The following is a 23,759-nucleotide window of genomic DNA, read 5'->3' on the forward strand; positions in this document are numbered from 1 at the left end:
GTTGCCACATGTCCGCCTGTAAGGAACTTCAACAGATTCTGGAATGTGCTTCTCAATTTCATAGGTTCAATTCTTAGAGGTGATTTCTTGCGTGGAATTGACTAACGAAGTCCAGGTTTCTGAAAGCGTACCTAGAAATTCTTTACCTTCCTCGGTAATGGAATAATATTTTCGAGGAGGTCCCGATTCAGATTCAACCCAGCGGTATTGAACTAGTGAAGCAGACTTGAGTCTGTTGAGTAGGGGATATAGTGTGCCTTCTACTACGATCATCTGAACTTGGGTAAGTTCATCGATCAAGTCTGAAGTATATACCTCACCCCGAGAGATAATGTGCAAAACGCAAAACTCTAAGAGCCCTTTGCGCATTTGAATCTGTGTGTTGGCGACATTCATAGTAAGGTGATTTTTTTCCTTGCTTTTGGAAAATTTGATTTCCGTTTCCTCAATTGATAGAAAAATGATACCAATCTTTTCTAAGCTACCTTGTATAACCTAATTCCTTGCTATAGAAAGCTGGTTTGGTATACCAAATCCGGAATAATCCTACCATAGAGCGTTTATTTGCACTTTTTGAATTTTTAAAATCTTTGAAAAAAATATGAGAAAAAGTGTAACATTTTATTTCTGCCGAAAAAACTGCAACATAGTGAACAGAAATATGTACGATGGCGTACAGTGTATCGATTCTTTAAAAGAAAAAAGCCAAGTACTATTAACGGCTTAGATATTTACTTTATTTTGGTTTTGTGAAAATCACTAGACTTTTAATAGGTGTTCTAATTTTCTTGCCTTCACTGATGCTTGTAAGTATCAGGGCTGGTTTTTCGCAATCTATTGCACCTAAATATTCCAATGAATTTCTAAGTATTGGTGTTGGAGCTAGGGCCTTGGGAATGGGAGGCGCCCAGGTGGCAGCCTCGCGAGATGTTACTTCTGCCTATTGGAATCCCGCAGCCCTGATGGGGATTCAACATAAATATGAATTTACTTTAATGCACTCCGAATATTTTGCCGGTGTGGCCCAATACGATTACCTGGGTTTCTCTACCCCGATCAAAAATGAAAGCCAAGTAGCTATTTCATTAATTAGGTTTGGAGTGGACGATATTCCAGATACAAGATTTTTATACGATGCAAATGGCGCCTTAAATTATAACAACATCCAATTTTTTAATGTTGCAGATTATGCCTTGTTGTTAAGTTATGCTCGGGATCTCTCTGATAAATTTAAAGTGGGAGCAAATGCCAAAGTCATTCACCGAAATGTAGGGAAGTTTGCCCAGGCATGGGGCTTTGGTTTAGATATAGGAGGTATTTACATTCATAAAAAATTGACCTTAGGGTTAATGGTGAGAGATATTACCACCACCTTTAATGCTTGGTCTCATGATGCAGAGTTGGTACGTGATATCTATTCCCAGACAGATAATGAAATCCCTATAAACTCCGTGGAGCTTACCCTTCCAAGGGCCATTGGAAGTATTGCCTATGATTGGAACTTGGGTTCAAACTTCAGCTTATTGACCGTGGCGGATTTGGATATGACGTTTGATGGCAACAGGAATACCCTAATCCATAATTCGGTATTTAGTATTGATCCTAGGCTAGGGATTGAGGCTGGTTTTCAGCGAATTGCTTATTTAAGGGCAGGTATCGGGAACTTTCAATACATCAAAGATTTTGAAGGAAATGAATCCTTGAATATGCAACCAAGTATGGGGGTAGGAGTTGTTTTAAATGAGAAGTTCCAAATTGACTATGCCCTATCGGATATTGGGAATGTGTCTGAAACTCCTTATTCTCATGTTTTTAGCGTGAAAGTAAGTTTGGAAAAGTTGGACTCGGAATTCAGGAAATTTAAAGGATGGGATCGATGAATAAATTGAAAACATGCTTCTTATTCCTTGGCTTATTATTCTTAAGCAACCTTATTCAAGCCCAGCAATCTAATTGGTATACCTATAACCAGACCTATTATAAAATCCTGACAGCAAAAGATGGTATTTATAGAATCACTCCTGAAGTCCTAGCTGCGAATGGCGTAAATGTGAATGCAATTGATCCAAGAACGATACGGCTTTACCATCGTGGGAAAGAAGTGGCTGTTTCTTTGGTTGGACAAGAGGATGGAAGTTTTGATTCAGAAGATTACTTGGACTTTTATGGTTTAAGAAATGATGGAACATTAGATTCTTTGCTGTATACCAAGTTTGATCGTCTCCCAAACCCTTATTTCAATACTCACTCGGATAGTACTGCCTTTTTCCTGACCATCACTCCAGGAGAGTTTGGTCTTCGAATGTCAGAACGCCCGGCACCTGAAAATAACCTGGCTCAATTGACCAGTTTCGGGACGGAAAAAGTAATGGCCTATGGAGAGCAATATTCCTTAGGAGTAGGATATGCTTTTGATTTTAGGCTGTCCATTTATGATCAGGGGCAAGGATGGATGAGTTCCATTATTACCAAAGGGAATACCCGAAGTTTCACATTGACCGATTTAGGGAATCCCAGCAATTCTGGACCTGCTAGGCTCGAAATTGGATTAGTGGGACGTTCGTTGCATAATCATAGCACAAGGATTTCAGTGGGGCCGACCGCTGCTTCCCAACGCTTGGTACAAACCGAAAATTTCTACGGATATGAATACCCTCAATTGACTTTACCTCTGACGATGGGGGATTTTAACGGCGATGGAAGTATTGTGATCAGTGTGCAATCCTCTGGAACGGAGGCAGCAGACAATGTTTCTGTTGCATATACCAAAGTAGTATTTCAGGAAAGAGTGGTGCAAGGAGATTTTCCTTCCAAACTATTCTTGTTACCTCCTGGAAATCAACAGATCTCCATTTCTCAATTGAATAGCAATTACGAGGCTTTTGAAATTTCCGATTATCGGAGGCCTCAGAAAGTAATGCTTTCTAATTCAGAATCAACTCAGGTTCCGAGCTTCAGTATCATCCGACAGCAGCAAAATTTGGCTTCAAAATGAGGAGACGATTCTTCCGGTTTCGAAACTAGCAGCTGTACAGTTTAAGAATTACCTTACTCAGGAAGCAGATTATATTCTGGTGGGACATCATATTTTGGAAGAGGCCGCCAATCAGTATGAAAATCCACTACAAGCTTATGCAGCACATAGGGCTTCCCCTTTGGGTGGAGGTTTTAAAACCATGACGGTCTTTATAGAGGATTTGTACAATCAATTTGCATATGGAGAAGAATCTCCAACTGCTCTTTTTGAATTTTTAAAAACCTATTACCCTGTACACAAACCAAGTCACCTATTGTTGGCAGGAAGATCTTTGACCATGTATTCTACAGCAAGACAGGGAGGCGTCAACTATTTTTATAGAAATAACCCTAGTGCTTTTACATTTCAAAATTTGATTCCTCCAGGAGGATATCCCATCTCTGACAATAATTATGTGGTGGGTTTGGACCCTTCCAATTTGGATGCACCCGCCATGGCTGTGGGAAGAATCCCTGCCAAAAACTCCCAGCATTTAGCGGATTATTTGGATAAAGCCATTGAAAAAGATGCTTTGGGTGTAACAGCACCTTGGCAAAAAGAATTGATTCACCTGAGTGGAGGGGTTTCCGAGTTTGAGTTGAACAGGTATTTCAATTACCTCAATGGATATAAAACCATTGCCGAAGGCTTGTATTTAGGAGGGAATGTGACCACTTATAGAAAGCGTTCTAATTCTACTATTGAATTGATTGACATTACAGGCGATCTCAATGAAGGTCGATCTTTGGTGACATTTTTTGGACATGGGGCTCCGACGGTCATTGATATTGAAATTGGATTTGCCTCAGATCCTACTTTGAATTATCAGAATAAAGGGAAGTATCCTGTGATGCTTTTCAATGGTTGTGATTATGGAAGTGCTTTTGGTACCACTTATACACAAGGGGAAGATTGGATCATTACTCCTGAAAAAGGAGCTTCTAATATTATGGCCAATACCTCTGTGGGAGTGGATGTCATCCTCAATCGATATTCAAATGCCTTTTATTCCAGGGCTTTTGCGGATAGTTCCAGTATTTACAAGACAGTAGGAGAGGTCAAGCAACTGGCAGAAGTGGATTTTGTGGAGAATTTTGGACTGGTTCCTCTAAGCTATTCCCATATGGAGCAAATGGTTTTGCTTGGAGACCCTGGCACCCGTATGTTTCCTGCTGATAAAGCGGATTATTCTTTAGATGCAACAGAAGTATTCTTTGAAAGCTTTGATGAATCCCCCTAAATGCTTTATCCGATAGTATCAAATTGACTTTTGTGATTCGGAATATTGGCCTAGTGAATACTGATTCTGTTGCTTTTAGAATAAAGCGTAAGCTTCCGGACGGAACGGAAATAGCCTATGACCCGAAAGAAATACCCTATATCTCCAGAAAAGATACCTTGGAATTTTCGATTCCGAATATTGGTCTGAATGCTGCAGGAGATAACACCTTTACTTTGGAGGTAAATCCGGCGAAATCTATCCCTGAAATGACTTTTGCTAATAATTCCATTTCTATAACGGAGTTTATTCCTTTGAGCGGCACGTTGAATCTGTTCCCATTGGACTATGGAATTGTTTCTGAAACCAATGTGAATTTAATAGCTCAAATTCCTGGAAATCCTAAAAAGGATCGAACCATTATTCTTCAATTGGATTCGACTGCGAATTTCAATTCATCTTATAGAAAAGAAATCAGGATTACTACTTCTGGACTAGCAGATTGGCCATTAACTTTGTTGTCGAATCAAGATTCTGTTACCTATTATTGGCGAACGAAATTCCAGGAACCTCAATTGGGTGAAACTGATTCCTGGACCACTTCCAGCTTTTCTTTGATTCCAAATGGAGCAAAAGGTTGGACCCAACGCACCAATGACCAATTGGAAGAAAATCAGTTGACAAACCTCGAGTTGAATAGCCAAAGAACAGAATGGAAGTATTTGGATAAAAAGCTCGGTTTTGAAGTGTTTACGGTGGGATCAGGTGTGGATACTTTAAGCTATAAAAACACCCAGTTCTACCTAAATCAGGTTCCTCAAATCATAGACAATGTCAATAATGCCAATAGTCGACTCTGTCCCAATGGATCTTTGGGAATGGTTGCCTTCGATCAAAAATCATTGACTCCTTATTTATCTATTCCAGTTCCGGGTTTTGATATTTTGGATCCTAGGGCCTGCGGTCGAGTACCTCAGGTGATCCAGAGTGTTCAAAATTCTTGGATCACGACTCCAGGGCAGACCTTTTTGGAGCAATATGTGAATGGGGTAAAAGATGGAGATTATGTAGTTATTTTCTCGGTAGGAAATGTGACGTTCGATGCCTGGCCAGATGAAGCCTATGCTTTATTAAAAGAATTTGGAGCTAACGAAGCGACTCTCAGAAACCTGAATACAGGAGATCCTTATATCCTTTATGGACAAAAAGGGATGGCCCCAGGTGAGGCAATAGAAATTATTGGAGATACCAATCAGGAGTTCCCCCCAACCAACAAACTCTTTCTTTTGATACGGAACTGGAAGGGTATATTACTTCAGGGGTAATTCTGACCCCTAGAGTGGGGCCAGCCAGCAATTGGGAGCGGTTTTTCCAACATGTCAATGCCAGAAATTGGATCAATGAAGAGGATAATACCTATTTCGACATCATTGGGGTCAAGGCAGATGGACAGGAAGAAGTGATCTTAGCCCAAGTGTTGGATCAGGAAATGGATCTTAACTTTATCAACTCCACTACCTATCCCTATTTGAGATTACGGTATGCGATGGATGATCCTGAATCTACTGCTCCAGCTCAATTGGACAGATGGCAAGTGAATTATTCGGGAGTTCCTGAAGGGGCTTTGATTGTGAAAAACTCCAGAGATCAACTGTCTTTGAAAGAAGGTGAACAAGCGACGGTGGATTTGATTTTCAAAAATGTATCAAAATACAACTTCCTGGATTCGATTCAGGTGGATTGGAAATGGACTAACCTGAATTCTAAAAAGGTGGAGAGTTTCACTAAAGTGTCCCACATTAAAAGCTGGAGAATCCATGGAGTTTAGTATTGAGTTTAATTCCATTGGAAAGGCAGGTGAAAATGAATTAGTGGTTTTTGCAAACCCCAGAATTCAACAGGAACAGACATTTAGAAACAACCAAATAGATTTTGAAAGCTATATTTTGGTGGAGGCAGATGAAACCAGCTCCTTATTGGATGTGAACTTCGATGGGATTTATATCATGGATGGAGACATTGTTTCTCCTACTGTGATGGTGACAGCACAGCTGGTGAATGACCAGACCTTATTGTATAAGAAAGATACAGTGGGGATGGATATTTTCTTGAAGCAGAACTGTGAAGGTTGTGAATTTTCGAGGGTCAACTTTTCAAACCCCAACCTCACTTGGACTCCAGCGTCTGAGGATTCCCGATTTAAAGTTTCCTTCCTACCAGGTCCTTTGGAAGATGGGCTATATACCTTGAAAATTCAAAATGAGGATTCTCCTCAGCCCTATGAAATTACGTTTGAAGTGATCAATGAGTCTCAGATTACGAATTTTTATCCATACCCAAATCCCTTCAGTACCAGTGTCAGGTTTGTATTTACAGTGACTGGATCTGAGGTGCCTGATGAGATCAAAATTCAGATTATGACTGTGACAGGAAAAGTGGTAAGGGAAATATTACAAAATGAATTGGGGCCAATTCGTATCGGGAATAACCTGACTGAATATGCCTGGGATGGAAAAGATGAATTTGGAGACCAATTGGCCAATGGGGTGTACATCTATCGAGTATTGGTTCGTAAAAATGGCCAGTTCATGGAGCATCGACCCACTGCAGGGGACAAAGCCTTTAAGAAGGGGTATGGGAAGATGTATTTGTTGCGTTGATTTTCCTGCTCCCGTATGTCAGATTTTTGATTATTCCGAAAGCGATTAGCCATATATAAACAAATCGTCCTCGGCCTCCTGCTTTACTTGATTATTCAAAAATCCCCCTAACCCCCTTTAATCTCCAATTTCAGTACCATTCGCTATCATTCTCCAAGGGGAGTCGATCCTGATTCGGTCAACGTTTCTGTTTTGAGATTTCTGACTTTAGCCTTCAGATTTACTTGACAGGTATAAAGTGATCACTGAAAACTGCAACTGCTCATTGGATAATATTCCCTTTTTTGGACTTCTAAACTAATTTTAACTGCTTACTGGGACTGTAATCTGAATACTGAACACTGCCCACTGATTACTTCTTCCTCTTTCTCACATATCCATAAATACCGATTCCTCCAATAATCAACAATGCTAAGCCAATTCCCCATTGTAGAGGAGAATTCATGGATTGTTTAGCAGCCAGATAGGAGCTAGCCAATACTCCGGCAGTAAAAGCGATCACCGTTCGGGTAAGCATACCAGGAATTCCGAAAATCAGCACTTTTGCCAGACTCACATTCATTGAAGCGAAGAGGAAATTGGAAATAGAAAAGGGGACCACAGGGCTGATACGAACAAAAAACACTAGGGAACCTTCTTTGGCTTTTCGGGCTTCTACTTCCGCATGAAACTTAGGGTTTTTCTTAAAGACTTGCTCGGTGAGTTCCATATTGATGAATTTCCCAATACCATAACCTATTACAGAAGCGAGGGAGTATCCTAAAATTAAAAAAGGCAATGAAACCCAGCCAAAATAAAATCCTGAAGCCAGTGCGATCAATGTGGTGGGTAGTAAAGCTAGGCCCATGATCATTGCTCCGATCAAGGTGTAAATCATGTAATCAACTCCAGAACTGAGACTATATTGCTCAAGGAAATCATAATTCACAGCAAAAACAGTACTGCCAATAAAGGGCATTGTAGTCACCCAAAGCCAGGAAAGGATTCCTGTGGGATGGTCTCCCAAGTAGGAGGAAATAGTTTTGAAAATACTGCCCTTTTTTGTCATCTTTGATTGGCCTTCAGGAAAATGTTTCCTCCAAGAGCCTACAAGTTTAATGAGCAAAAGCCAAAAACACCCTACCAATTAAAAAGATTTCCCTAAAAGCTAATTGATAAGAATTAAACCCATAAGCATATGAAATTTGGAACCAAAGCAATCCACGCAGGAGTAGCGCCAGATCCAAGTACAGGAGCGATCATGACTCCAATTTATCAGACATCCACCTATGTGCAGCGATCTCCAGGAGATCATCAGGGCTATGAATATTCACGGACCCATAATCCTACCCGAACTGCCCTACAGGACAATCTAGCTGCTTTAGAGAATGGAAAACATGGGATCTGTTTCTCCTCTGGATTGGGAGCGATCGATGCGGTCGTGAAATTATTCAATCCCGGAGATGAGATCATTTCTACCAATGATCTGTATGGAGGGACCTATCGCTTATTTACTAAAGTATTTGAGCGGTATGGGATCAAATTCCATTTTGTGCCAATGGGCGATCCAAAATCCATCGCTACTTATATCAATGAAAACACGAAGATGATCTGGGTAGAAACTCCGACCAATCCCATGATGAATATTATTGATGTGGCAGGGGTAGCCAAAGTTGCCAAGGAACATGGAGTTTTACTAGCAGTTGACAATACCTTTGCTTCTCCCTACTTACAAAATCCCTTGGATCAGGGAGCAGATATTGTGATGCATTCCGTGACCAAATACCTGGGAGGACATTCTGACGTAGTTATGGGCGCTTTGGTGTTGAATGACGATGAACTTGCATCCAAGTTGGTGTTTATCCAAAATGCCTGTGGGGCGACTCCAGGTCCTCAGGATTGTTTCTTAGTGCTTAGAGGAATTAAAACCTTACATCTAAGGATGGAGAGACATAGTCAAAACGGAAAGACCATTGCTGCCTATTTAAAAAACCATCCTAAAGTGGAAAAAGTCTACTGGCCTGGATTCGAAGATCATCCAAATCATGAAATTGCCAAAAAGCAAATGCGTGACTTTGGTGGCATGATTTCCTTTACTTTGAAGGGAAATAAGCAAGAAGATGCGATAACCGTCATGGAGAACTTCCATCTGTTCGCTTTGGCAGAATCTTTAGGTGGAGTGGAGTCTCTATGTGGCCATCCGGCTTCCATGACCCATGCAAGTATCCCTAAGGAAGAGCGCGAAAAAGTTGGATTGGTGGACTCCTTAATCCGATTGAGTGTGGGCGTGGAGGATGCAGAGGATCTCAAGCAGGATTTAGCTAATGCTTTGTCGAAGATTTGATCAAGTGCTATGATATAAATTGAAACCAGCCGTGAAGGCTGGTTTTTTTGAAATGTATTAAGAAATATTATTTATTTTAATTGATAAACATTTCTTGGTAGTTAGGTTAATACGGATGTTAAAAACGCAATTTCCTCCATCTAAATAATAGATTATCTGTGTCTTCCAGTTTGGTTCAGCATGATTGCAAAATCCGTTAATCCAAACTTCTTTTTGCCCTTCATCATTTAAATAAGGAACATATTGAACCATGTAATTTTTTAATTCTCTAATCTGATACAATTCTATGAATTGCTCAGATCTGCCATAATTTTTCGAACTTTCACTAAGTTTGTCATTATAGTTATCAATTGATTGTTTCAGCAATTTTTCCAATAAATTGATTTCTTTTTTTGTCAGATTCACCGTCTTTGCGGACTTTTCTACTATTTTTTTTGAGGAGATTAATTCATCTATTCTTTTTTGATCTGATAAAATCACATAATCTGACTGCCCAAAACAGAAGGCAAAATTAAAAAATCCTATAATTAGGAATATGCTTTTTCTCATTATTAACTATTTGATCTTTCTTCTGATTCCATATTATTGATTCATATAATTGTCTATTACTGTTCAGATTAATTAAGTATTTTGAATTAAAAAGCAGGCAACCTTACTTTCTGGTTCAAAAAAAACAAAAAGATCACCATCTGCTGCAAAATTCAATTTTTCTAAATAATGTTGAAGGCCATCATTTGAAGGGACTACATTACTACGCTCAGTTTGAATACCAGTAGTGCTTCTCAGTTGCATAACAAACTTCATGGTTTTTTTGGTTTTGGGACAAGATGGGATGTCAGGAAATTGAATCCAGCTTGGAACTCCAGTATGCCCCATTACGGATTCCTCCATATCATCTCCAATGTAATTGGATTTTCGGCCTCTGAAATATTTTTTCTGAAATACAATTTCAGAATCGGATTTTAAATTCCCGAATGGACTTTCTGTCTTCTCAAGTTCCTCTAAATCCAGGACCCTTGGGTTCATTGGATCTGTGTAATCCAGAAAAATTTTATCCAGCTCCAAAAATAATGGAGCTGTTAAATGGAGATCAAAAGGAAGCCATTGGAAAGGTTCATCTGACTTGGAAACTTTTCCTATATATTGAAAAGGAGCTATAAAATCGAATTTTGGGATATTAAATTCTTTTGGTGTTTCCCCTCCTAAATAACTTTTGCCATCGCTTGATTCTTCGAGATTAAATATGGAATGTACCGGTGCATCAAAAAAAGGCTGGCCAAGTTCTTTCTCTGTGAGTTCTCTTGATTGTTTATCACCTTCATCCATATCAAATGCCCGAACTAATTTTCCATCCTCAAATTCCAATTCAATGGCTGAAAAAATGGAATAAGCAGTTTTTTTATCAATTCCTTGTGTTTCTATGAACTTTTGACTCCGTTCATCATTGTTAAACTCTACTTCCCATCCAGCGAAATAAACATGTTTAATATTTTTTTTAACGAAAGTATTAAATATCCCCATTTGAATTAAAAGTGTGAAATTGTTAATGATCCTTTATTAGGATTGAGAAATATAGAAAATTGTATTAACAAAATAGTTGACGAAGTGTGATAATTCTTATTGATACCGGATCGGTAGCATGTTTAACTTGAGTAGGATTAGAAGGGTGATCATTAAAAATGTTCCTATACTAGCAATCCAATTAACGATTTGCTGAGTTTTTCCAGTATCCTTTAAAATCTGAAGAATTATTTGATATAAAAGGTATCCAATCCATCCTCCCATGGTATTGGTGATTAGATCGGTAACGTCAAAAGTTCCGATTTTTAAAATGATCTGCAGGCTTTCAAAAATTAAGCTAAGAAGGAAAAAGGAAAACAGCTGCTTTGAAAAACTCCATGATTTCATCAATGTAGCTGTATAAGTGCCAAGGGGAATAAATATTATCACATTTAACAGGACTTCCATTTTGCTCAAATAGAGTGTTATAAAAGGAATGAGGTTCACACTCCTCTTTTCCATATAAGAAAACTGCACTCCAAGTTTCAATAATATAATCCAGACCAAAACTAGCAGATAGATTGCCAATAATACTTTGGTCCATTGGTTTGCTTTCCGAATTTTTTGATCAGTTAAAATAGTGTGGAAGTTCATAACTGGCGTATCCTAGTGAAAAAATGATTTCAGATCCATTTCGAACATATACCCTTTTTGTTCAAAAAAAGGCTTTGATGAAAACGATAGGCTCAATAGTAAATTTTATCCCTTGTTTAATCAAGGTAATAATGAAGGAATTAAGTTATTCCGGTAAGTTATTTTTCGTGTTTTCGTTAGAATCCAATTGTATTGCTTCTGTATTCAATAAATCTTGGATAAAACCATATATGTCAATAAGGTCCCAATGGCTTAATAAAAGTTTTTGAATCGTATCAAAAGTCAACCATTGTCCTGAATTTAGTTTTTCAACCAAGACGGATAGTCCAGGGTTTTTTTGATAGGGATGCAATGACCCCGGGCAAACAATAAAATTCGTTCAGATTCGGATTCTTCTAATAGGATTGGGAAAACCCATTTCCCTTGGATGCTGAAGTTTCCTGACATGGGTAATTTCTTTTGGTAAAGATTCGATTTTCTTCGAATCCCCCCGTTACTTTTTAGAGCAGTGATTTTATGTTCAAAGGCTATCTCCAGCTTTTTCTGATGGATTCAACGTCAATTCTATCCCACAAAGAAGATTTGGAATCTTCTAGCTGGACTGGTGTGCCGTAAGTTTCATGCAGCTTTAAGTTTTCTTTTGCTGCGAGTTGTAAGAGTTCGTTTTCAAATTGATCTACAGGTGGATTGATATAGTCCAAAACGAAACTCATTGAAAAATCGGGTGTGTCAGCCACATGGTATACATAGTGGGGGATAAACATGGCATCACCGGGCTTCAATTGATATTCTTCAGCTGAATCCATCATCTCCTGAATAGTGTGGAATACTTCCGAGTTATGAGCAATTCCATTGTATTTTGGATTGTCCCAAGTGTAGAAGTTTTTAAGGCCTGGACCCAGATGAAAGAGTATTCCATCTTCTCCTGTTGATTCTTTATGAATCCCAAAGGGAGTGAAACCATAATTCCCCATAAAAAATAGAAAGGAAAGTCCATTTAAAGGCATTCCAGCTTGTTGCAAAAGCGGCCTTACAATTTCCGCTGCTTTTTCAGCAAAAGCATTGCTGTATTCTTCCAAACCGATCAAGATCATTCCAAATTTTTGATCGCCAAAAATCTCTTTTGACCATTGTTCTATAGTTTGATTTTTACTAGGAGGATGAGTAATCATTTTCTCGAGGTATTCATGTCTTAGTTCCTTATTGATGTAAACTTTAAGGCCTATGTGAATATCTTGTTTCGCTAAGAATCCTCTTATCACTTCCTTCATCAACTCCTGTATAGAACCAATTTCTGCTTCTGAAATCAGTTGTTTGGCTTGAGCTGGTTTGTCTAAATTGGAAGTGTCTTGTAAAAAACGTTCCCAGTGTATTGAATTCATATTTAAAAAAGAAGACAGAAGCCATAAGGGATAATCAGTGGCCTAGTGTTTCGATATAAAATGGGTTGAACAAGAGAAAAGATTCAGGTTACTTGCTTCCTGAAAATGATGGTATACTTACAACTTTCAAGCAAAATAAGCATTAGACCAATTTATCAAAAAGTAGGTGTGCTTGTTTTTCCGCTTGAGAGGAAAGCAATTTCTTTTGAACCTTTAATTCATTGGTCCAATCCAGGTATTTTTTGGAGACATTTTCTTTTTCAGCTAAAAAATGTGTGAGCGACTGCAAGCTCAATTGGTTAGAGTACCAAGGTTTTAGACTATTCTTGAGCAAATTGATTTCTTCATGAATACTAGGAACAAAAATAGGGTTGAAGCCTAAATGGATCAGTAAATTTTCCAGCATGATGATGGTCTTCAATGCATCAAATATTTCTTTGAGGGCTTTACTGTCCAAACTGGCTTTTAGATCCAACTTGATGAAATCGAGTTCCTCTTGGATGATTTGGTTAATCGCAGAGCTGATGGCTAAGGGTTTCAGACCTTTGCTCGCCTGTTGCGCGTTTTGGTAAAGTTCATCCCAACTCTTTAAGGTACTCCCTACCACTAAATCGAAAGATTCATTGTAGAGTTTCTTTTTTTGCTTGTCTAAATAAAGATGATAGCTGTTAAAGGTTTGCTTGGTCTTTTTTCTCGATCCAGAATATTCCTTTCTACCAATTTGAAATGATGAATCTTCCGGAGATTTTTTGAAACTTCTTGAAAGGAGAAAAAATATCAAATTTCAAGCTTTCTTTTTCAAAGTGGATTTTCCCTAGCAGGTTACAATAAAGCTCCATGAATTCCATTTTAGCAAGTAATTCAATGGCTTTCTTGGATTTAATCTGCTTCCCCAATGCCAAAAAGAGACCTTTTGCATCGGAATGCTGGCGTTCAAAAACTTGAAAAATCGGGGAGACCTTCGTCTGCATGATTTAGGAAATTTTCACCAAGGTGGCACCGTAACCCCATTGGTCTTTCTGCGTGTCTTGAAAGTACTTAATATTTCCTAATTGACTCAAATGACGATGAATTTCTTTTCTCAAAACTCCATTTCCTAACCCATGGATAAAAGTGATTTCATCCATTCCACTGGCTATTGCCTGATCCAAATTCTTTTCAAACACCTCTAATTGAAGCTTCAGCATGGCAGAATTGCTCATTCCTTGAGGATTTGGGGTCAGTTCCTCAATATGTAAATCCACTGATTTTGGCGGCTTTTTGGTAGGAATTGCCTGCGCTTTAGGTTGCAGGCTTTCCAGTTCCTGATTCAAGGCCCGGATATCCAGCTCCTTGGTGGTTTGCTCCAAGGAAAATACATAGGCACTTTTTCCAAGTAATGGTGCCTTGCTTAAATGCTTAAAGAATTGAGTTGGCTTCATTTTCAATTGCCTTTCAAAAGCTGGCAACGCGGTTTCCAACTTGTTTTGGATAGGAATAAAGCGTAGTAAAAAGAAGGCCATTCATCCATTTCTTTTAAGAGGCGATCATCAAACTTTTTGGATTCACCTACTCCTAAGGTTCCAGCCATCAAGGTCCGGTGGTTATCACCAAATACTTCTGAAACATGTGCTAAATAGGGCTTCTTGCTATCATTTATTAGGTAAAGACTTAAACTTTGGTCATTGATAGGAATGAAGGCTAGGTACAAACCTTGATCTTTTGGCCCTGAAAGCGGGAGGGGGCTTCTGGTTCTTTTGCGTTATTTTCCTGTTCCCCGAAATAACTTTTTTCTGTGGCATGAATGACAACCACTTCATTTTTTAAGGCAGGAATAATAAAGCCATCTTCAATTTCTATTTCTACCCTTCCACTGGATGAAATTTTTCGAATGATTCCTTCTTCCGTCCCTTTGATTAATCTTACTTTATCTCCAATATTCATCGATCCAAGGCTTGTTTATACGTGTCCAACGCTCTTTGTCTTGCGAATTTATGATCTACAATTGGATTTGGGTACTTTTCAGTTCCTAATTCTGGAACCCATTTTTTCACATACTTCAACTCTTTATCAAATTTCTCAGTTTGGGAGGCAGGATTGAATATCCTGAAATAGGGTTGAGCATCAGTTCCCGTACCTGCTGCCCATTGCCATCCACCATTATTTGCAGACAAATCGTAGTCAAGTAATTTCTTGGCAAAATAGGCTTCCCCATCTCCAATCAATCAAAAGATGTTTGGTCAAGAAAGAAGCAACGATCATTCTGACACGGTTGTGCATATATCCAGTTTGGTTGAGTTGGCGCATTCCAGCATCGACAATTGGGTAACCAGTTTTGCCCTGGCACCAGGCTTCAAATTCTTCTTTATTGTTTCTCCAAGGTATCTGATCGTAGGCTGGTTTGAAAGCCTTGTCCACCACCTGCGGACTATAAAACAAAATCATCATGTAAAATTCCTCCAAATCAATTCATTGAGATAGGTCTCATTGAGTTCCTTTGCTTTTATGGCCAACTTACGAACGGAAATGGTTCCAAACCTCAGATGTATGCCCAAACGTGAAGTGCCATCTAAGGCAGGGAAATTTCTAGTTTGGTCATAATGCTTGATGATTTCCTCATCTGGATTGGAGCTAGGAATATTTTGATCTGAACTTTTAAAACCCATTTCTTCCAAGGAGACTCCTTTGAAGGGGTTAGTTTCCAATAAGTTCTTCCAATGGAAATAGTTGAGTGGCTCTACCTTGGTTTCTGAAAATTTCTGAAGCCAGACTTTGCTAAAAGGGGTAAAGACTTTGTAAAATTCCCCTGAGCCATTGAGTATTTCTCCAGGTTCAAAAATCACTTGATCTTTAAACGTCATAAAAGTAGTTCCATGCTCTTTGGCCATTTTTTCGATGGTCTTATCCCTTTTGATGGCATAGGGTTCATAATCCCGATTGGTATAAATTGCCTCTACCTGATAGTTCTCAAAAATCTCAGCATAAGCCTGTTCGGGAGTCCCGTATTTTATCAAAAGAGTGCTCCCTTTTTCCTCCAGTTCCTTTTTTAATTGAAGGACTTGTTCATAAATAAAAGAAACCCGAGGGTCCTCTTGATCCTCCAGATCATCTAAAATATTTCGGTCAAAAATAAATAGGGGAAGTACTTCCGTTTCTTGTTGCAAGGCATAATAAAGCCCCGTGTTATCTTCTAATCTTAAATCTCTACGGAACCAAAAAAGGGTAATTTTCTTCATGATTAAACTTTATTTGAAAAGCTTGTTTTGAATGAAAATGTTTAGAGAATCTTTCTTGGCGGGTATCGAGTCAGGGACGGGAATGGATTGGCGGATTCGCTCTAAAGAGTCCAATCTATTTTCCAGATTCTCCAAATTGATCGGAGTCCAATTTTCTCCATTTTCATAATTATAACGAAGGAAATCATCCGTGTCATTGATTCGGAGTTTTTCATCTTTCTTTCGGGTCAATTTCTGCAAAAGCTCAGAAAAAGAGTTGAAAGAGACATTTTGGGAGACAGAAACTCCATAGGTCGCCACGTTTTTCGAAAGAGATAAGGAGGTAAATACGTTGAAATTATTTCTGTTGAAAATCCGAATCCTATAGACTCCGTCTTCTGTCAGTAAATACTCCGCTTGCCAGTCCCCGATAATGGAAGCGGCATTTGCAATTCCTTGATTATTTGTAAAACCCCCATCTCGAGAAACCCTCAAACGTCCATCCAAAAAGGTGTAGGCTACAGATAACTGGAAGGTCTCCAGTGTGTTGGCATCCAATGATGCTAAGTCCACATCTATTTCAAGATTTTTGTCCACTTGTCCTAAAAATGCATTGAGTTGGGAAGAAAGTAACTGGCCTAAACTTGAGGAGATGTTTGCCACCCCTGAAAATTGGCCTTCCGGAGAGAAGGATCGGCTCATAATCACGGAAAACACTTGCCGGTTTTTTTCCTGTTCATCATTTGCAATTCTATTCTGGAAGGCTGAAATGGTCGTTTGGATGTCTCCACTGGATGGAAATTGGGAAAAGTCAAACCCGAAATTGATATCAGGGGATAATAAAGCTCCTTCCAAATCCATGATCACTTTGACAGGGTATCTTCTATTCGATTGGGTGTTGTCTGGATCTGTAGTGGTTGTAGCATTTAGCAAAGGCTGAATGGATACATTGTCTTTATATTCGGCCACTAAATTCATGACCCCCTCATAAGGATCTCCATACCATGTGATTCTTCCTCCGGGTCGTATATTGAACTGTTTTTTTACAATGTTATAAAGTGAGAAGTTGTATTTCCCTTCGGTGATTTCATAGTTACCAGTCAGGGAGAAATTCCCTTGAGTATCCACATTTAAGGTCAATACTCCTCTTCCCCTTCCAGAAATCCCTTCCTCTGTTCTTGGGTCAATGATGATTTCTGCCAAAGCATCCGGAGTAACATCCAGGATGAAATTCATCCGAATGTTTTCAATGTCCAATCGATTGATTTCTTCATTTACTTCGCGGATCCGAACGGTGTCCTGAATATTGATAATATGTATAAAATCCTCCTGAGCTATTCGATTATCATCTGTCAAAGGAATGAAAATGCGGGTATTGGGTTGGCTGGTCGCTCTTGCATTGATGTCTAAATTGGTGGTACTCCCCAAAAATTCAATGGTTCCTGTTACATAGGCATTTCCATAAAATGTTTCATTGTCACGGGAAGTGGTATTGAGCACCTGGAAGTTGGTGAGGTTGGAATTGATGTTTAAATAAAAATCCTTGAATCCGCTGTGGTTGATTCCTCCTTTCAGATTAGCCACGTTTCCATTCACATCCTGAAGGATCAAGTCTTTAAAATTTATTTGATTGGGAATAAATGCAATACTTCCATTCAATTGGTAATTGGTATTCAGATAGTTGATACGTAATCTTCCACTGTCTACTATTCCTGTTCCTAGAATTTCAGGATCTTTGGTAGTTCCTCTGATTTGAAAATTACCTGTCACACTTCCACCCATTTGTGAAACATATTTGGAAAGAAAAGGCTCTAAAATGAGTAAGTTGGTTTCACTTAAAACGGCATCGATATGGATGTCTTGATTTTCCAATTCAATGCTTCCATTCATATCGATGGTCTTTTTCCATTTCTGGTATTGGAGAGATTTAAAGCCAGATTTTCTCCGTTCAAATTGGCTGTACCTCTTAAGTTTCCAATTAGAAATGAATTAATTCGTAAGCTATCAATACTGATGTCACCCTGTAACAGAGGGGCTTCATACACATCTTCTACTTTAAGAATCCCATTTGCCGTTCCTTCAAATTCTTGAGGCACTAAAGTATTTAATATGTCTACATTGACTTGGTTGATAGAGAGTTGAAGTTCTTTGGCAGGATCCTCAGAGATGACTCCTTCTAATGCGATGAACTGATCTTCATTGAAGATCTTCACATTAGAAAAATCTATTTCTCCTGGAGTCAAGGTGATTAGGTTATCGTTAACAAACTTCCATTCCCTATCCAATACTTTTAGGGAAGAAGGAGCAAAATTGATTTGGGTGTTCTGAGCTGAAAACTGGGCATTGGCATTTACTCTGGCAGAACTTTGGGTTGAATCTTGATCCAAGGTAAAGTCCAGCGCTACCTTATTTTGATCCCAGATTGCTTCAAGACCCAGGTTGGAAAACTCTACGCTTTTGCCTACCTGTTGAGCTTTGGAATAAATATAAAAAGAGGCCAAAATCTCTTCGCTATTGATGATTTTAGAGGTGTTAAAATCAATATTTGTCGCAAAAGCAGTCTTGTCTTGGTATTTAAGAGTATCAATACTTGTGAAAAAGTTGAATACAGTATTTTCTGGAGTTTGGTAGAAAGCACCTTCTAGAATTGTGTTTCGGGAAACTGAGAGATCTGGTTCAAAAAGCTGGACAATCGGATTGACATTGAACATGCGGATGTTCAGGTCCAAATTGTAAGTTTCTGAAAAGACTGTCTCTAGATCCGCTACTGGCTGGGGTTCATTGATGATAATTGCAAAGTATTGGTCTAATAAAACATTCAGATCTTGATAGATCTGTTCCAAGTTGAACTGTCCAGAAGCAGCTGCCACCAGATAATCAGAATTGATGGACATGGTCCGTGTCCCACCGGCAAAAAGAGATTGAAAATTGAAATCTCCTAATTCCAAAAAACGGTCTTCAAACCCTAAAGCCATATCAGTAAACCGGGCAATTCCCTGGATGTCATCAATATTGATTCCTTTGGTGTCAATATTGAGGTGGCCGCTAAGGAAGTTGAGTTTGTTGGTTAAGTTGATATTCGCCAAAAAGGCAGTATCCAGATCAATTTGCATCCGAACAGAATCGATCGATTCATTTAGATTAAGTAGACCCGTTGCTTGCATTTTAAGGTTAGGATCTTCTATGTCCAGATTTCCCTTGAACAGATTTAATCCATAGGTGGCATCGGTGGTGATATTACTGTATTCGTAATTTCTAAACCCTACTTTATCAATTTGGGCATCCAAGCCGATCAGAATGTTTTCTCTGGAATTTCCCTTCAATGTCACGTTCCCATCTAGTGAGACTTTCTGGAATTGTTCACGGTCTTCCGCAAGTATCCCTAAATCTAAGTTGGTGATGGTAACCCTAGAAACCACGGAAGGCATGTTGTCTACCATGTCAAAATTGATCCTTCCTTCAATATCTCCAATGGTAGTTTGAAAGTCACCGGAGGTACTGAACCTTCTTAAATACCCCGCAAAATCCGCATTGAAACGGATGGTATTGAATTTGAAAATTTGTTTTTGAACTTCCTCGCTTACGTAAGGAGCTAAATCCTTAGCTAAAGCCGTGGAATTCTGAAGAGAAAGATTGATATAGGTGTCCTCAATATCCGGGAGTCCTTCTAGTTCAAATGCTCCAAACAAAGCTGTTTTTTCACCTAAGCGAATTAGGAACTCTTCAGATTTAAAATCTGCAATGGTTCCAGTTACTTCTCCAATCAGATAAATTTCATCCTCTATTTGAGGGAGAGTCGGAGCAAATTTTCTTAAATCCGTAAGATTCAATTTCGACTCTTCCATGTTGGCCGTGATCTTTACATCAGTCACAAAATTGGAGAGGGCGGAATCAGACAGCATATCGAACCGGAGGTAATCCTTGATATGCGATTTATCAGATTTTAAGCTGAGGTTGGCAAACTCCATGAATTTCGGAGAAAACTTGAAATCAGTTTTTAATTCTTTGATTTCCAGTTCTGAAGAAGATTCAACTCCAGTGATCATTTTTACATTGACTCCTATTTCTCCTCCCTCCACATAGAAATTTTCGGCATTACAGAATACTCCATCAAATTTTAAATGATTGTAGTCAAAGCCTACTTCAAAGGGATCATAGCTAAGATTTTCAATGTATACTGTTCCATTTCGAATTTGAACATTTCCGATTTCGAATTTAGCTCCTCCTCCTGAGCTACTTCCGAACCAAAAACCTCTGACATTTGTATGACCCAGAGATTAAGATTCATCAAGCTGTCTTCGGGATGGGTAATTAAATGTAAGTCTGGTCTGGAAAGTCTGACTTCTTGAAGCGAAGGATTTCCGGGAGATAATAATGAGTTTAAATCAAAATCTACTTCAATTGTCTCCGAACCAATCATCAAGCTGTCTTTATGATCCAGGATTTTCACATCCTGTAATTTGACAGCATCCCACCAGTTTAAAGTGATTTTACCAATATCCGTTTTAAAGTCACTTCTTTCGTTGATATAATTGGTTACTTTGTCCAGGGCCCAATTTTGAATGAAGGTAACTTGAAGGCTTATCGCCAGAAATATGAGTAGAAGTAAGACAGAAAAAACTAGCCAAAGGATTATACGAAACGCTTTGTGCAAAAAATCCGTAACTTTCGCGTTCTTTTCCAATGAGTACAAACGATAACTTTATTCTAGCAATTGAATCCTCGTGCGACGAGACTTCTGCCTCTGTAATAGTAGACGGCAAAGTACTTAATAATATTGTCGCTACACAATCCGTCCACGAAAAATATGGAGGTGTGGTTCCCGAACTTGCCTCTCGTGCACATCAGGAAAACCTGATCCCTGTGGTACAGGAGGCTGTTTTATCTGCTGGGATCAGCTTGGATCAACTTTCGGCTGTAGCTTTTACCAGAGGTCCAGGATTGATGGGCTCACTGTTGGTAGGTGTGAGCTTTGCCAAAGCGTTGGCTTTTGCCAGAAATATCCCGTTGATTGAGGTCAATCACATGCAAGCCCATATTTTGGCACACTTCATTGATGATCCAAAACCTAACTTTCCTTTCATTTGTCTGACCGTGAGTGGGGGGCATACCCAGTTGGTTTTGGTAAAGGATTATTTGGATATGGAGGTGATAGGAGAGACGCAGGATGATGCAGTAGGGGAGGCATTTGACAAGACAGCCAAACTTTTGGGGCTTCCTTACCCTGGAGGACCTTTGATCGATAAATATGCTAAGGAAGGAAATCCCAAAGCCTTTAAATTTCCGGTGACTCGGATGCCGGGCCTGAATTACTCTTTTTCTGGTATAAAAACTGCGGTATTGTACTTCCTAAGGGATCAGCTTCAATCTAATCCGAAATTTATAGAGGAGAACTTAGCGGATCTTTGTGCCAGTATTCAATGGACATTGATTGAAATGCTGCAGATTAAGCTGAAGGAAGCGGTCAAGCAATATGGGGTGACTGAAATTGCTATTGCTGGTGGAGTTTCTGCAAATTCTGGCTTAAGAACAACACTACAAGAATTGGCTACCAAAAAAGGTTGGAATCTGTACATCCCTAAATTTGAATACTGTACAGACAATGCAGGTATGATTGCCATAGCTGCGTATTACAAATACCTAGCAGGAGAGTTTTCATCGTATGATGTAACCCCGCTGGCAAAAATGAAAATCTAAAAATGGCGAAGGCTAGTAAATTTGATAAGATCGTAAACATCAAAAACAAAAAAGCGAGTTTTCAATTTGAATTCATCGAGAAATTTGTTTGTGGAATGGTGTTGAAAGGAACGGAGATAAAATCAATCCGGGAAGGAAAGGTGTCTTTGACAGAGGCTTTTTGCGTATTCCTGAGAGGAGAATTGTATGTACGCCAAATGCATATCGCTCCTTATTCAATGGCAGCTAGCTATAATCATGAAGCCGTGAGAGATAGGAAGTTGCTATTAAGTAAGAAAGAACTTGAAAAATTAGAAACTAAGTCTCAAGAAAAAGGCCTGACTATCATTCCTGTTCGTATATTTATAAACGACCGAGGTTTAGCAAAAATGGAAATTGCCTTGGGTCGAGGCAAAAAGCTTCATGATAAACGACATGACCTGAAAGAAAAAGATGCGAAAAGAGAAATCCAGCGAATGGCCTTTGACTGATGTCTTTGGTATATGCCGCCAGACCATTTTACCGCTCTATAGAAAACCTACCTTTGAATCTGCGCTTATCTCCCAATTACTTTTTGGGGAGTGTTATCAAGTCAAAGCGATCAATCCTGATCAAAGTTGGTATAAAATTTTTCATGAGGATACAGGATTGGAAGGATGGATTACTTCCAAATCAATCAAAACCATTCAACCTTCCGATTACCAGAATTTTCTAAGTCAGGATTTTCAAGTGGTTACCAGTCCTATCGCAGTAATCGAATATTTGGGATCCAACTTATACTTGCTACCAGGCAGCCGTCTTCATTTTTCAGAAATAGAATTGTTTAACTGGCAAGATCATATCGGATTTACCGGAACTGTTCGTAGTCATGCTGTCAAAGCAGGCCGAGAGGAATTACTGGAAATTGCGTTAAAATACTTAAATGCACCCTACCAGTCTGGTGGAAGAAGTATTTTTGGATTGGATGAAATAAAAGGGTTTGAACTAATCTACGCTGCTGCTGGATACCGATGGACCTTAGATAAAATGCAGGGAAAAATGATTGATCCTGAGCAGGTAATCCCGGGAGATTTGTTTATTTTCAAAGATTTAGAAACCAAAGTTTCTCAAGTGTCCATGTATTTAGGAGCAGAAGAAGTACTCTGGATGGATGGGAAAATGAGGATTTCTGATATCGATGAATGGGAAAGCATTCAGATAAACAATTCGAGTAAACAATATGTTTTGAAAGGCCACTCAATAGTAAGTTAACATGGAAAAAAGAGTATTGGTATTAAACTTGGATCATTCTCCAGTTGCGGTAGTTCCTGTACAAAAAGCCATAGTTCTGGTATTGATGGAAAAAGCCAACTGTCTTTCTACTTACGAGCTTCTCAAAATCCGGACAGTTAGTCGAAGTTTCGAATATCCTGCGGTGATTCGTTTGGTTTCTTATAAAAACATACCCTATCGAGGGGTACTACTAAATAGGTCCAATTTGTTTAGGAGAGATAACGGAGAGTGCCAATATTGTGGAAGTAAGAGGCACCTGACCATTGATCATGTAATTCCTAGGTCCAAAGGTGGAAAAACCAACTGGATGAATTTGGTGACCGCCTGTCATCGATGCAATGTAAATAAGGGAGATAAATCTCCTGAGCAGGCTGGATTAACGCTTAAAAACCAACCTTTTAGACCTACGTTATCCTTCTTTCTATCCGAATATGCTGAAAGACAAGCAGAAGAGTGGTTGCCATTTTTAGCCAGTAAAGCAGTGCATTGATCCCAAATGCCTTTCTGATTCCATCCTGTATTTTTTGGCAAAATAATTGCCTTGAAGAAAGCATGAACCTTTCTTTTATTTACACCCTGTTATTGTCAGTTATTTTGGGCTGGTCGCAGATTCAATACCAAGAACTTATTGGAGAATGGCAGCTTGTTGATTTTGATGGAATCAAAAAGATCAAAACTTCTCCTCAGTACCTGAGCTCGAGTGCTGCCTTTCGTGCAAACTTGGAAACAAAAATCAATTACAGATTAGAAAATACGGTGTATAAATTCCTGGAAGGAGATAGTTTGGCATATACAGATTTTGTAAACCAGGAGATTGTATTGAAAAAGCCAAAATCGAAATCAGTGAAGATCATGTAATAACG

26 protein-coding genes and 1 pseudogene are annotated in these 23,759 nt (G+C 39.0%); 12 read left to right on the forward strand and 15 right to left on the reverse strand.

Annotated features, from left to right (window positions below; all coding sequences use genetic code 11):
• Positions 1-66: 66 nt before the first annotated feature.
• Positions 67-396 (reverse strand): PadR family transcriptional regulator, encoded by a 330-nt coding sequence (locus tag V8V91_RS22195; protein WP_074225056.1) that lies wholly within the window; start codon positions 394-396, stop codon positions 67-69.
• 404 nt (positions 397-800) lie between these two features.
• On the opposite strand from V8V91_RS22195, the gene V8V91_RS22200 reads away from it, so the two are divergent.
• From V8V91_RS22200 to V8V91_RS22225, 6 genes are all read left to right on the forward strand, one after another.
• Positions 801-1,880 (forward strand): PorV/PorQ family protein, encoded by a 1,080-nt coding sequence (locus V8V91_RS22200; protein ID WP_373400787.1) that lies wholly within the window; start codon positions 801-803, stop codon positions 1,878-1,880.
• Positions 1,877-2,995 carry a hypothetical protein gene (locus V8V91_RS22205; protein ID WP_373397262.1) on the forward strand — a complete coding sequence of 373 codons (1,119 nt, stop codon included), beginning with the start codon at positions 1,877-1,879 and terminating at the stop codon, positions 2,993-2,995. Before V8V91_RS22200 ends, V8V91_RS22205 begins: the two co-directional genes overlap by 4 nt.
• Positions 2,996-3,074: 79 nt before the next feature.
• Positions 3,075-4,256, forward strand: a complete 1,182-nt coding sequence (locus tag V8V91_RS22210; RefSeq protein ID WP_373397263.1) for a C25 family cysteine peptidase — start codon at positions 3,075-3,077, stop codon at positions 4,254-4,256.
• 53 nt (positions 4,257-4,309) lie between these two features.
• A complete protein-coding gene (locus tag V8V91_RS22215; protein WP_373397264.1) occupies positions 4,310-5,560 on the forward strand; it encodes a hypothetical protein in 1,251 nt (416 codons plus the stop codon).
• A 14-nt stretch (positions 5,561-5,574) separates the two neighbouring features.
• Positions 5,575-6,063 (forward strand): hypothetical protein, encoded by a 489-nt coding sequence (locus V8V91_RS22220; RefSeq protein WP_373397265.1) that lies wholly within the window; start codon positions 5,575-5,577, stop codon positions 6,061-6,063.
• Positions 6,053-6,895, forward strand: coding sequence for a hypothetical protein (locus tag V8V91_RS22225; RefSeq protein WP_373397266.1), 843 nt, complete (start codon positions 6,053-6,055; stop codon positions 6,893-6,895). The genes V8V91_RS22220 and V8V91_RS22225 overlap by 11 nt, the downstream gene beginning before the upstream one ends.
• Positions 6,896-7,247: 352 nt before the next feature.
• Here V8V91_RS22225 and V8V91_RS22230 read toward each other — a convergent pair whose 3' ends face one another.
• A complete protein-coding gene (locus V8V91_RS22230) occupies positions 7,248-7,943 on the reverse strand; it encodes a VTT domain-containing protein (protein ID WP_373397268.1) in 696 nt (231 codons plus the stop codon).
• 129 nt (positions 7,944-8,072) lie between these two features.
• Here V8V91_RS22230 and V8V91_RS22235 point away from each other — a divergent pair, with 129 nt between their 5' ends.
• Positions 8,073-9,218, forward strand: coding sequence for a cystathionine gamma-synthase (locus tag V8V91_RS22235; RefSeq protein WP_074223108.1), 1,146 nt, complete (start codon positions 8,073-8,075; stop codon positions 9,216-9,218).
• Positions 9,219-9,275: 57 nt separating this feature from the next.
• Here the strand turns inward: V8V91_RS22235 and V8V91_RS22240 are convergent, their stop codons facing one another.
• From V8V91_RS22240 to V8V91_RS22300, 13 genes and pseudogenes are all read right to left on the reverse strand, one after another.
• Positions 9,276-9,767 carry a hypothetical protein gene (locus tag V8V91_RS22240; protein WP_373397269.1) on the reverse strand — a complete coding sequence of 164 codons (492 nt, stop codon included), beginning with the start codon at positions 9,765-9,767 and terminating at the stop codon, positions 9,276-9,278.
• 72 nt (positions 9,768-9,839) lie between these two features.
• Positions 9,840-10,739, reverse strand: coding sequence for a hypothetical protein (locus V8V91_RS22245; RefSeq protein WP_373397270.1), 900 nt, complete (start codon positions 10,737-10,739; stop codon positions 9,840-9,842).
• A gap of 96 nt (positions 10,740-10,835) precedes the next feature.
• Positions 10,836-11,372, reverse strand: coding sequence for a VanZ family protein (locus V8V91_RS22250; RefSeq protein ID WP_373397272.1), 537 nt, complete (start codon positions 11,370-11,372; stop codon positions 10,836-10,838).
• A 527-nt stretch (positions 11,373-11,899) separates the two neighbouring features.
• Entirely contained in the window at positions 11,900-12,754 is an 855-nt protein-coding gene (locus tag V8V91_RS22255; protein ID WP_373397273.1) for a hypothetical protein, read from the reverse strand.
• Between the two features lie 142 nt (positions 12,755-12,896).
• A complete protein-coding gene (locus V8V91_RS22260; protein ID WP_373397274.1) occupies positions 12,897-13,361 on the reverse strand; it encodes a hypothetical protein in 465 nt (154 codons plus the stop codon).
• Positions 13,362-13,467: 106 nt separating this feature from the next.
• On the reverse strand, positions 13,468-13,725 hold the full coding sequence (locus tag V8V91_RS22265; RefSeq protein WP_373397275.1) for a hypothetical protein: 258 nt from the start codon (positions 13,723-13,725) through the stop codon (positions 13,468-13,470).
• A 3-nt stretch (positions 13,726-13,728) separates the two neighbouring features.
• Entirely contained in the window at positions 13,729-14,175 is a 447-nt protein-coding gene (locus V8V91_RS22270; protein WP_373397277.1) for a Smr/MutS family protein, read from the reverse strand.
• A 2-nt stretch (positions 14,176-14,177) separates the two neighbouring features.
• On the reverse strand, positions 14,178-14,444 hold the full coding sequence (locus tag V8V91_RS22275; RefSeq protein ID WP_373397278.1) for a hypothetical protein: 267 nt from the start codon (positions 14,442-14,444) through the stop codon (positions 14,178-14,180).
• On the reverse strand, positions 14,435-14,677 hold the full coding sequence (locus V8V91_RS22280; protein WP_373397279.1) for a hypothetical protein: 243 nt from the start codon (positions 14,675-14,677) through the stop codon (positions 14,435-14,437). The genes V8V91_RS22275 and V8V91_RS22280 overlap by 10 nt, the downstream gene beginning before the upstream one ends.
• A pseudogene (locus V8V91_RS22285) lies at positions 14,674-15,969 on the reverse strand (deoxyribodipyrimidine photo-lyase). Before V8V91_RS22285 ends, V8V91_RS22280 begins: the two are co-directional and overlap by 4 nt.
• A gap of 9 nt (positions 15,970-15,978) precedes the next feature.
• A complete protein-coding gene (locus V8V91_RS22290; RefSeq protein WP_373397280.1) occupies positions 15,979-17,838 on the reverse strand; it encodes a translocation/assembly module TamB domain-containing protein in 1,860 nt (619 codons plus the stop codon).
• A complete protein-coding gene (locus V8V91_RS22295; protein WP_373397281.1) occupies positions 17,835-20,027 on the reverse strand; it encodes a hypothetical protein in 2,193 nt (730 codons plus the stop codon). The genes V8V91_RS22290 and V8V91_RS22295 overlap by 4 nt, the downstream gene beginning before the upstream one ends.
• 59 nt (positions 20,028-20,086) lie before the next feature.
• Positions 20,087-20,602 carry a hypothetical protein gene (locus V8V91_RS22300; protein ID WP_373397282.1) on the reverse strand — a complete coding sequence of 172 codons (516 nt, stop codon included), beginning with the start codon at positions 20,600-20,602 and terminating at the stop codon, positions 20,087-20,089.
• Positions 20,603-20,631: 29 nt separating this feature from the next.
• Between V8V91_RS22300 and tsaD the strand changes: the two genes are divergently transcribed.
• From tsaD to V8V91_RS22325, 5 genes are all read left to right on the forward strand, one after another.
• Positions 20,632-21,645 carry a tRNA (adenosine(37)-N6)-threonylcarbamoyltransferase complex transferase subunit TsaD gene (gene tsaD, locus V8V91_RS22305; protein ID WP_373397284.1) on the forward strand — a complete coding sequence of 338 codons (1,014 nt, stop codon included), beginning with the start codon at positions 20,632-20,634 and terminating at the stop codon, positions 21,643-21,645.
• 2 nt (positions 21,646-21,647) lie between these two features.
• On the forward strand, positions 21,648-22,115 hold the full coding sequence (gene smpB, locus V8V91_RS22310; RefSeq protein WP_074223118.1) for an SsrA-binding protein SmpB: 468 nt from the start codon (positions 21,648-21,650) through the stop codon (positions 22,113-22,115).
• Positions 22,078-22,875, forward strand: coding sequence for a hypothetical protein (locus tag V8V91_RS22315; protein ID WP_373397285.1), 798 nt, complete (start codon positions 22,078-22,080; stop codon positions 22,873-22,875). The genes smpB and V8V91_RS22315 overlap by 38 nt, the downstream gene beginning before the upstream one ends.
• Position 22,876: 1 nt before the next feature.
• Positions 22,877-23,386: an HNH endonuclease gene (locus V8V91_RS22320; protein WP_074223120.1), complete on the forward strand. Its 510-nt coding sequence runs from the start codon at positions 22,877-22,879 to the stop codon at positions 23,384-23,386.
• A gap of 62 nt (positions 23,387-23,448) precedes the next feature.
• Entirely contained in the window at positions 23,449-23,754 is a 306-nt protein-coding gene (locus V8V91_RS22325; RefSeq protein WP_373397286.1) for a hypothetical protein, read from the forward strand.
• Positions 23,755-23,759 lie beyond the last annotated feature (5 nt).

It is taken from the genome of Algoriphagus halophilus (genome assembly GCF_041729275.1).
GTDB lineage: Bacteria > Bacteroidota > Bacteroidia > Cytophagales > Cyclobacteriaceae > Algoriphagus > Algoriphagus halophilus_A.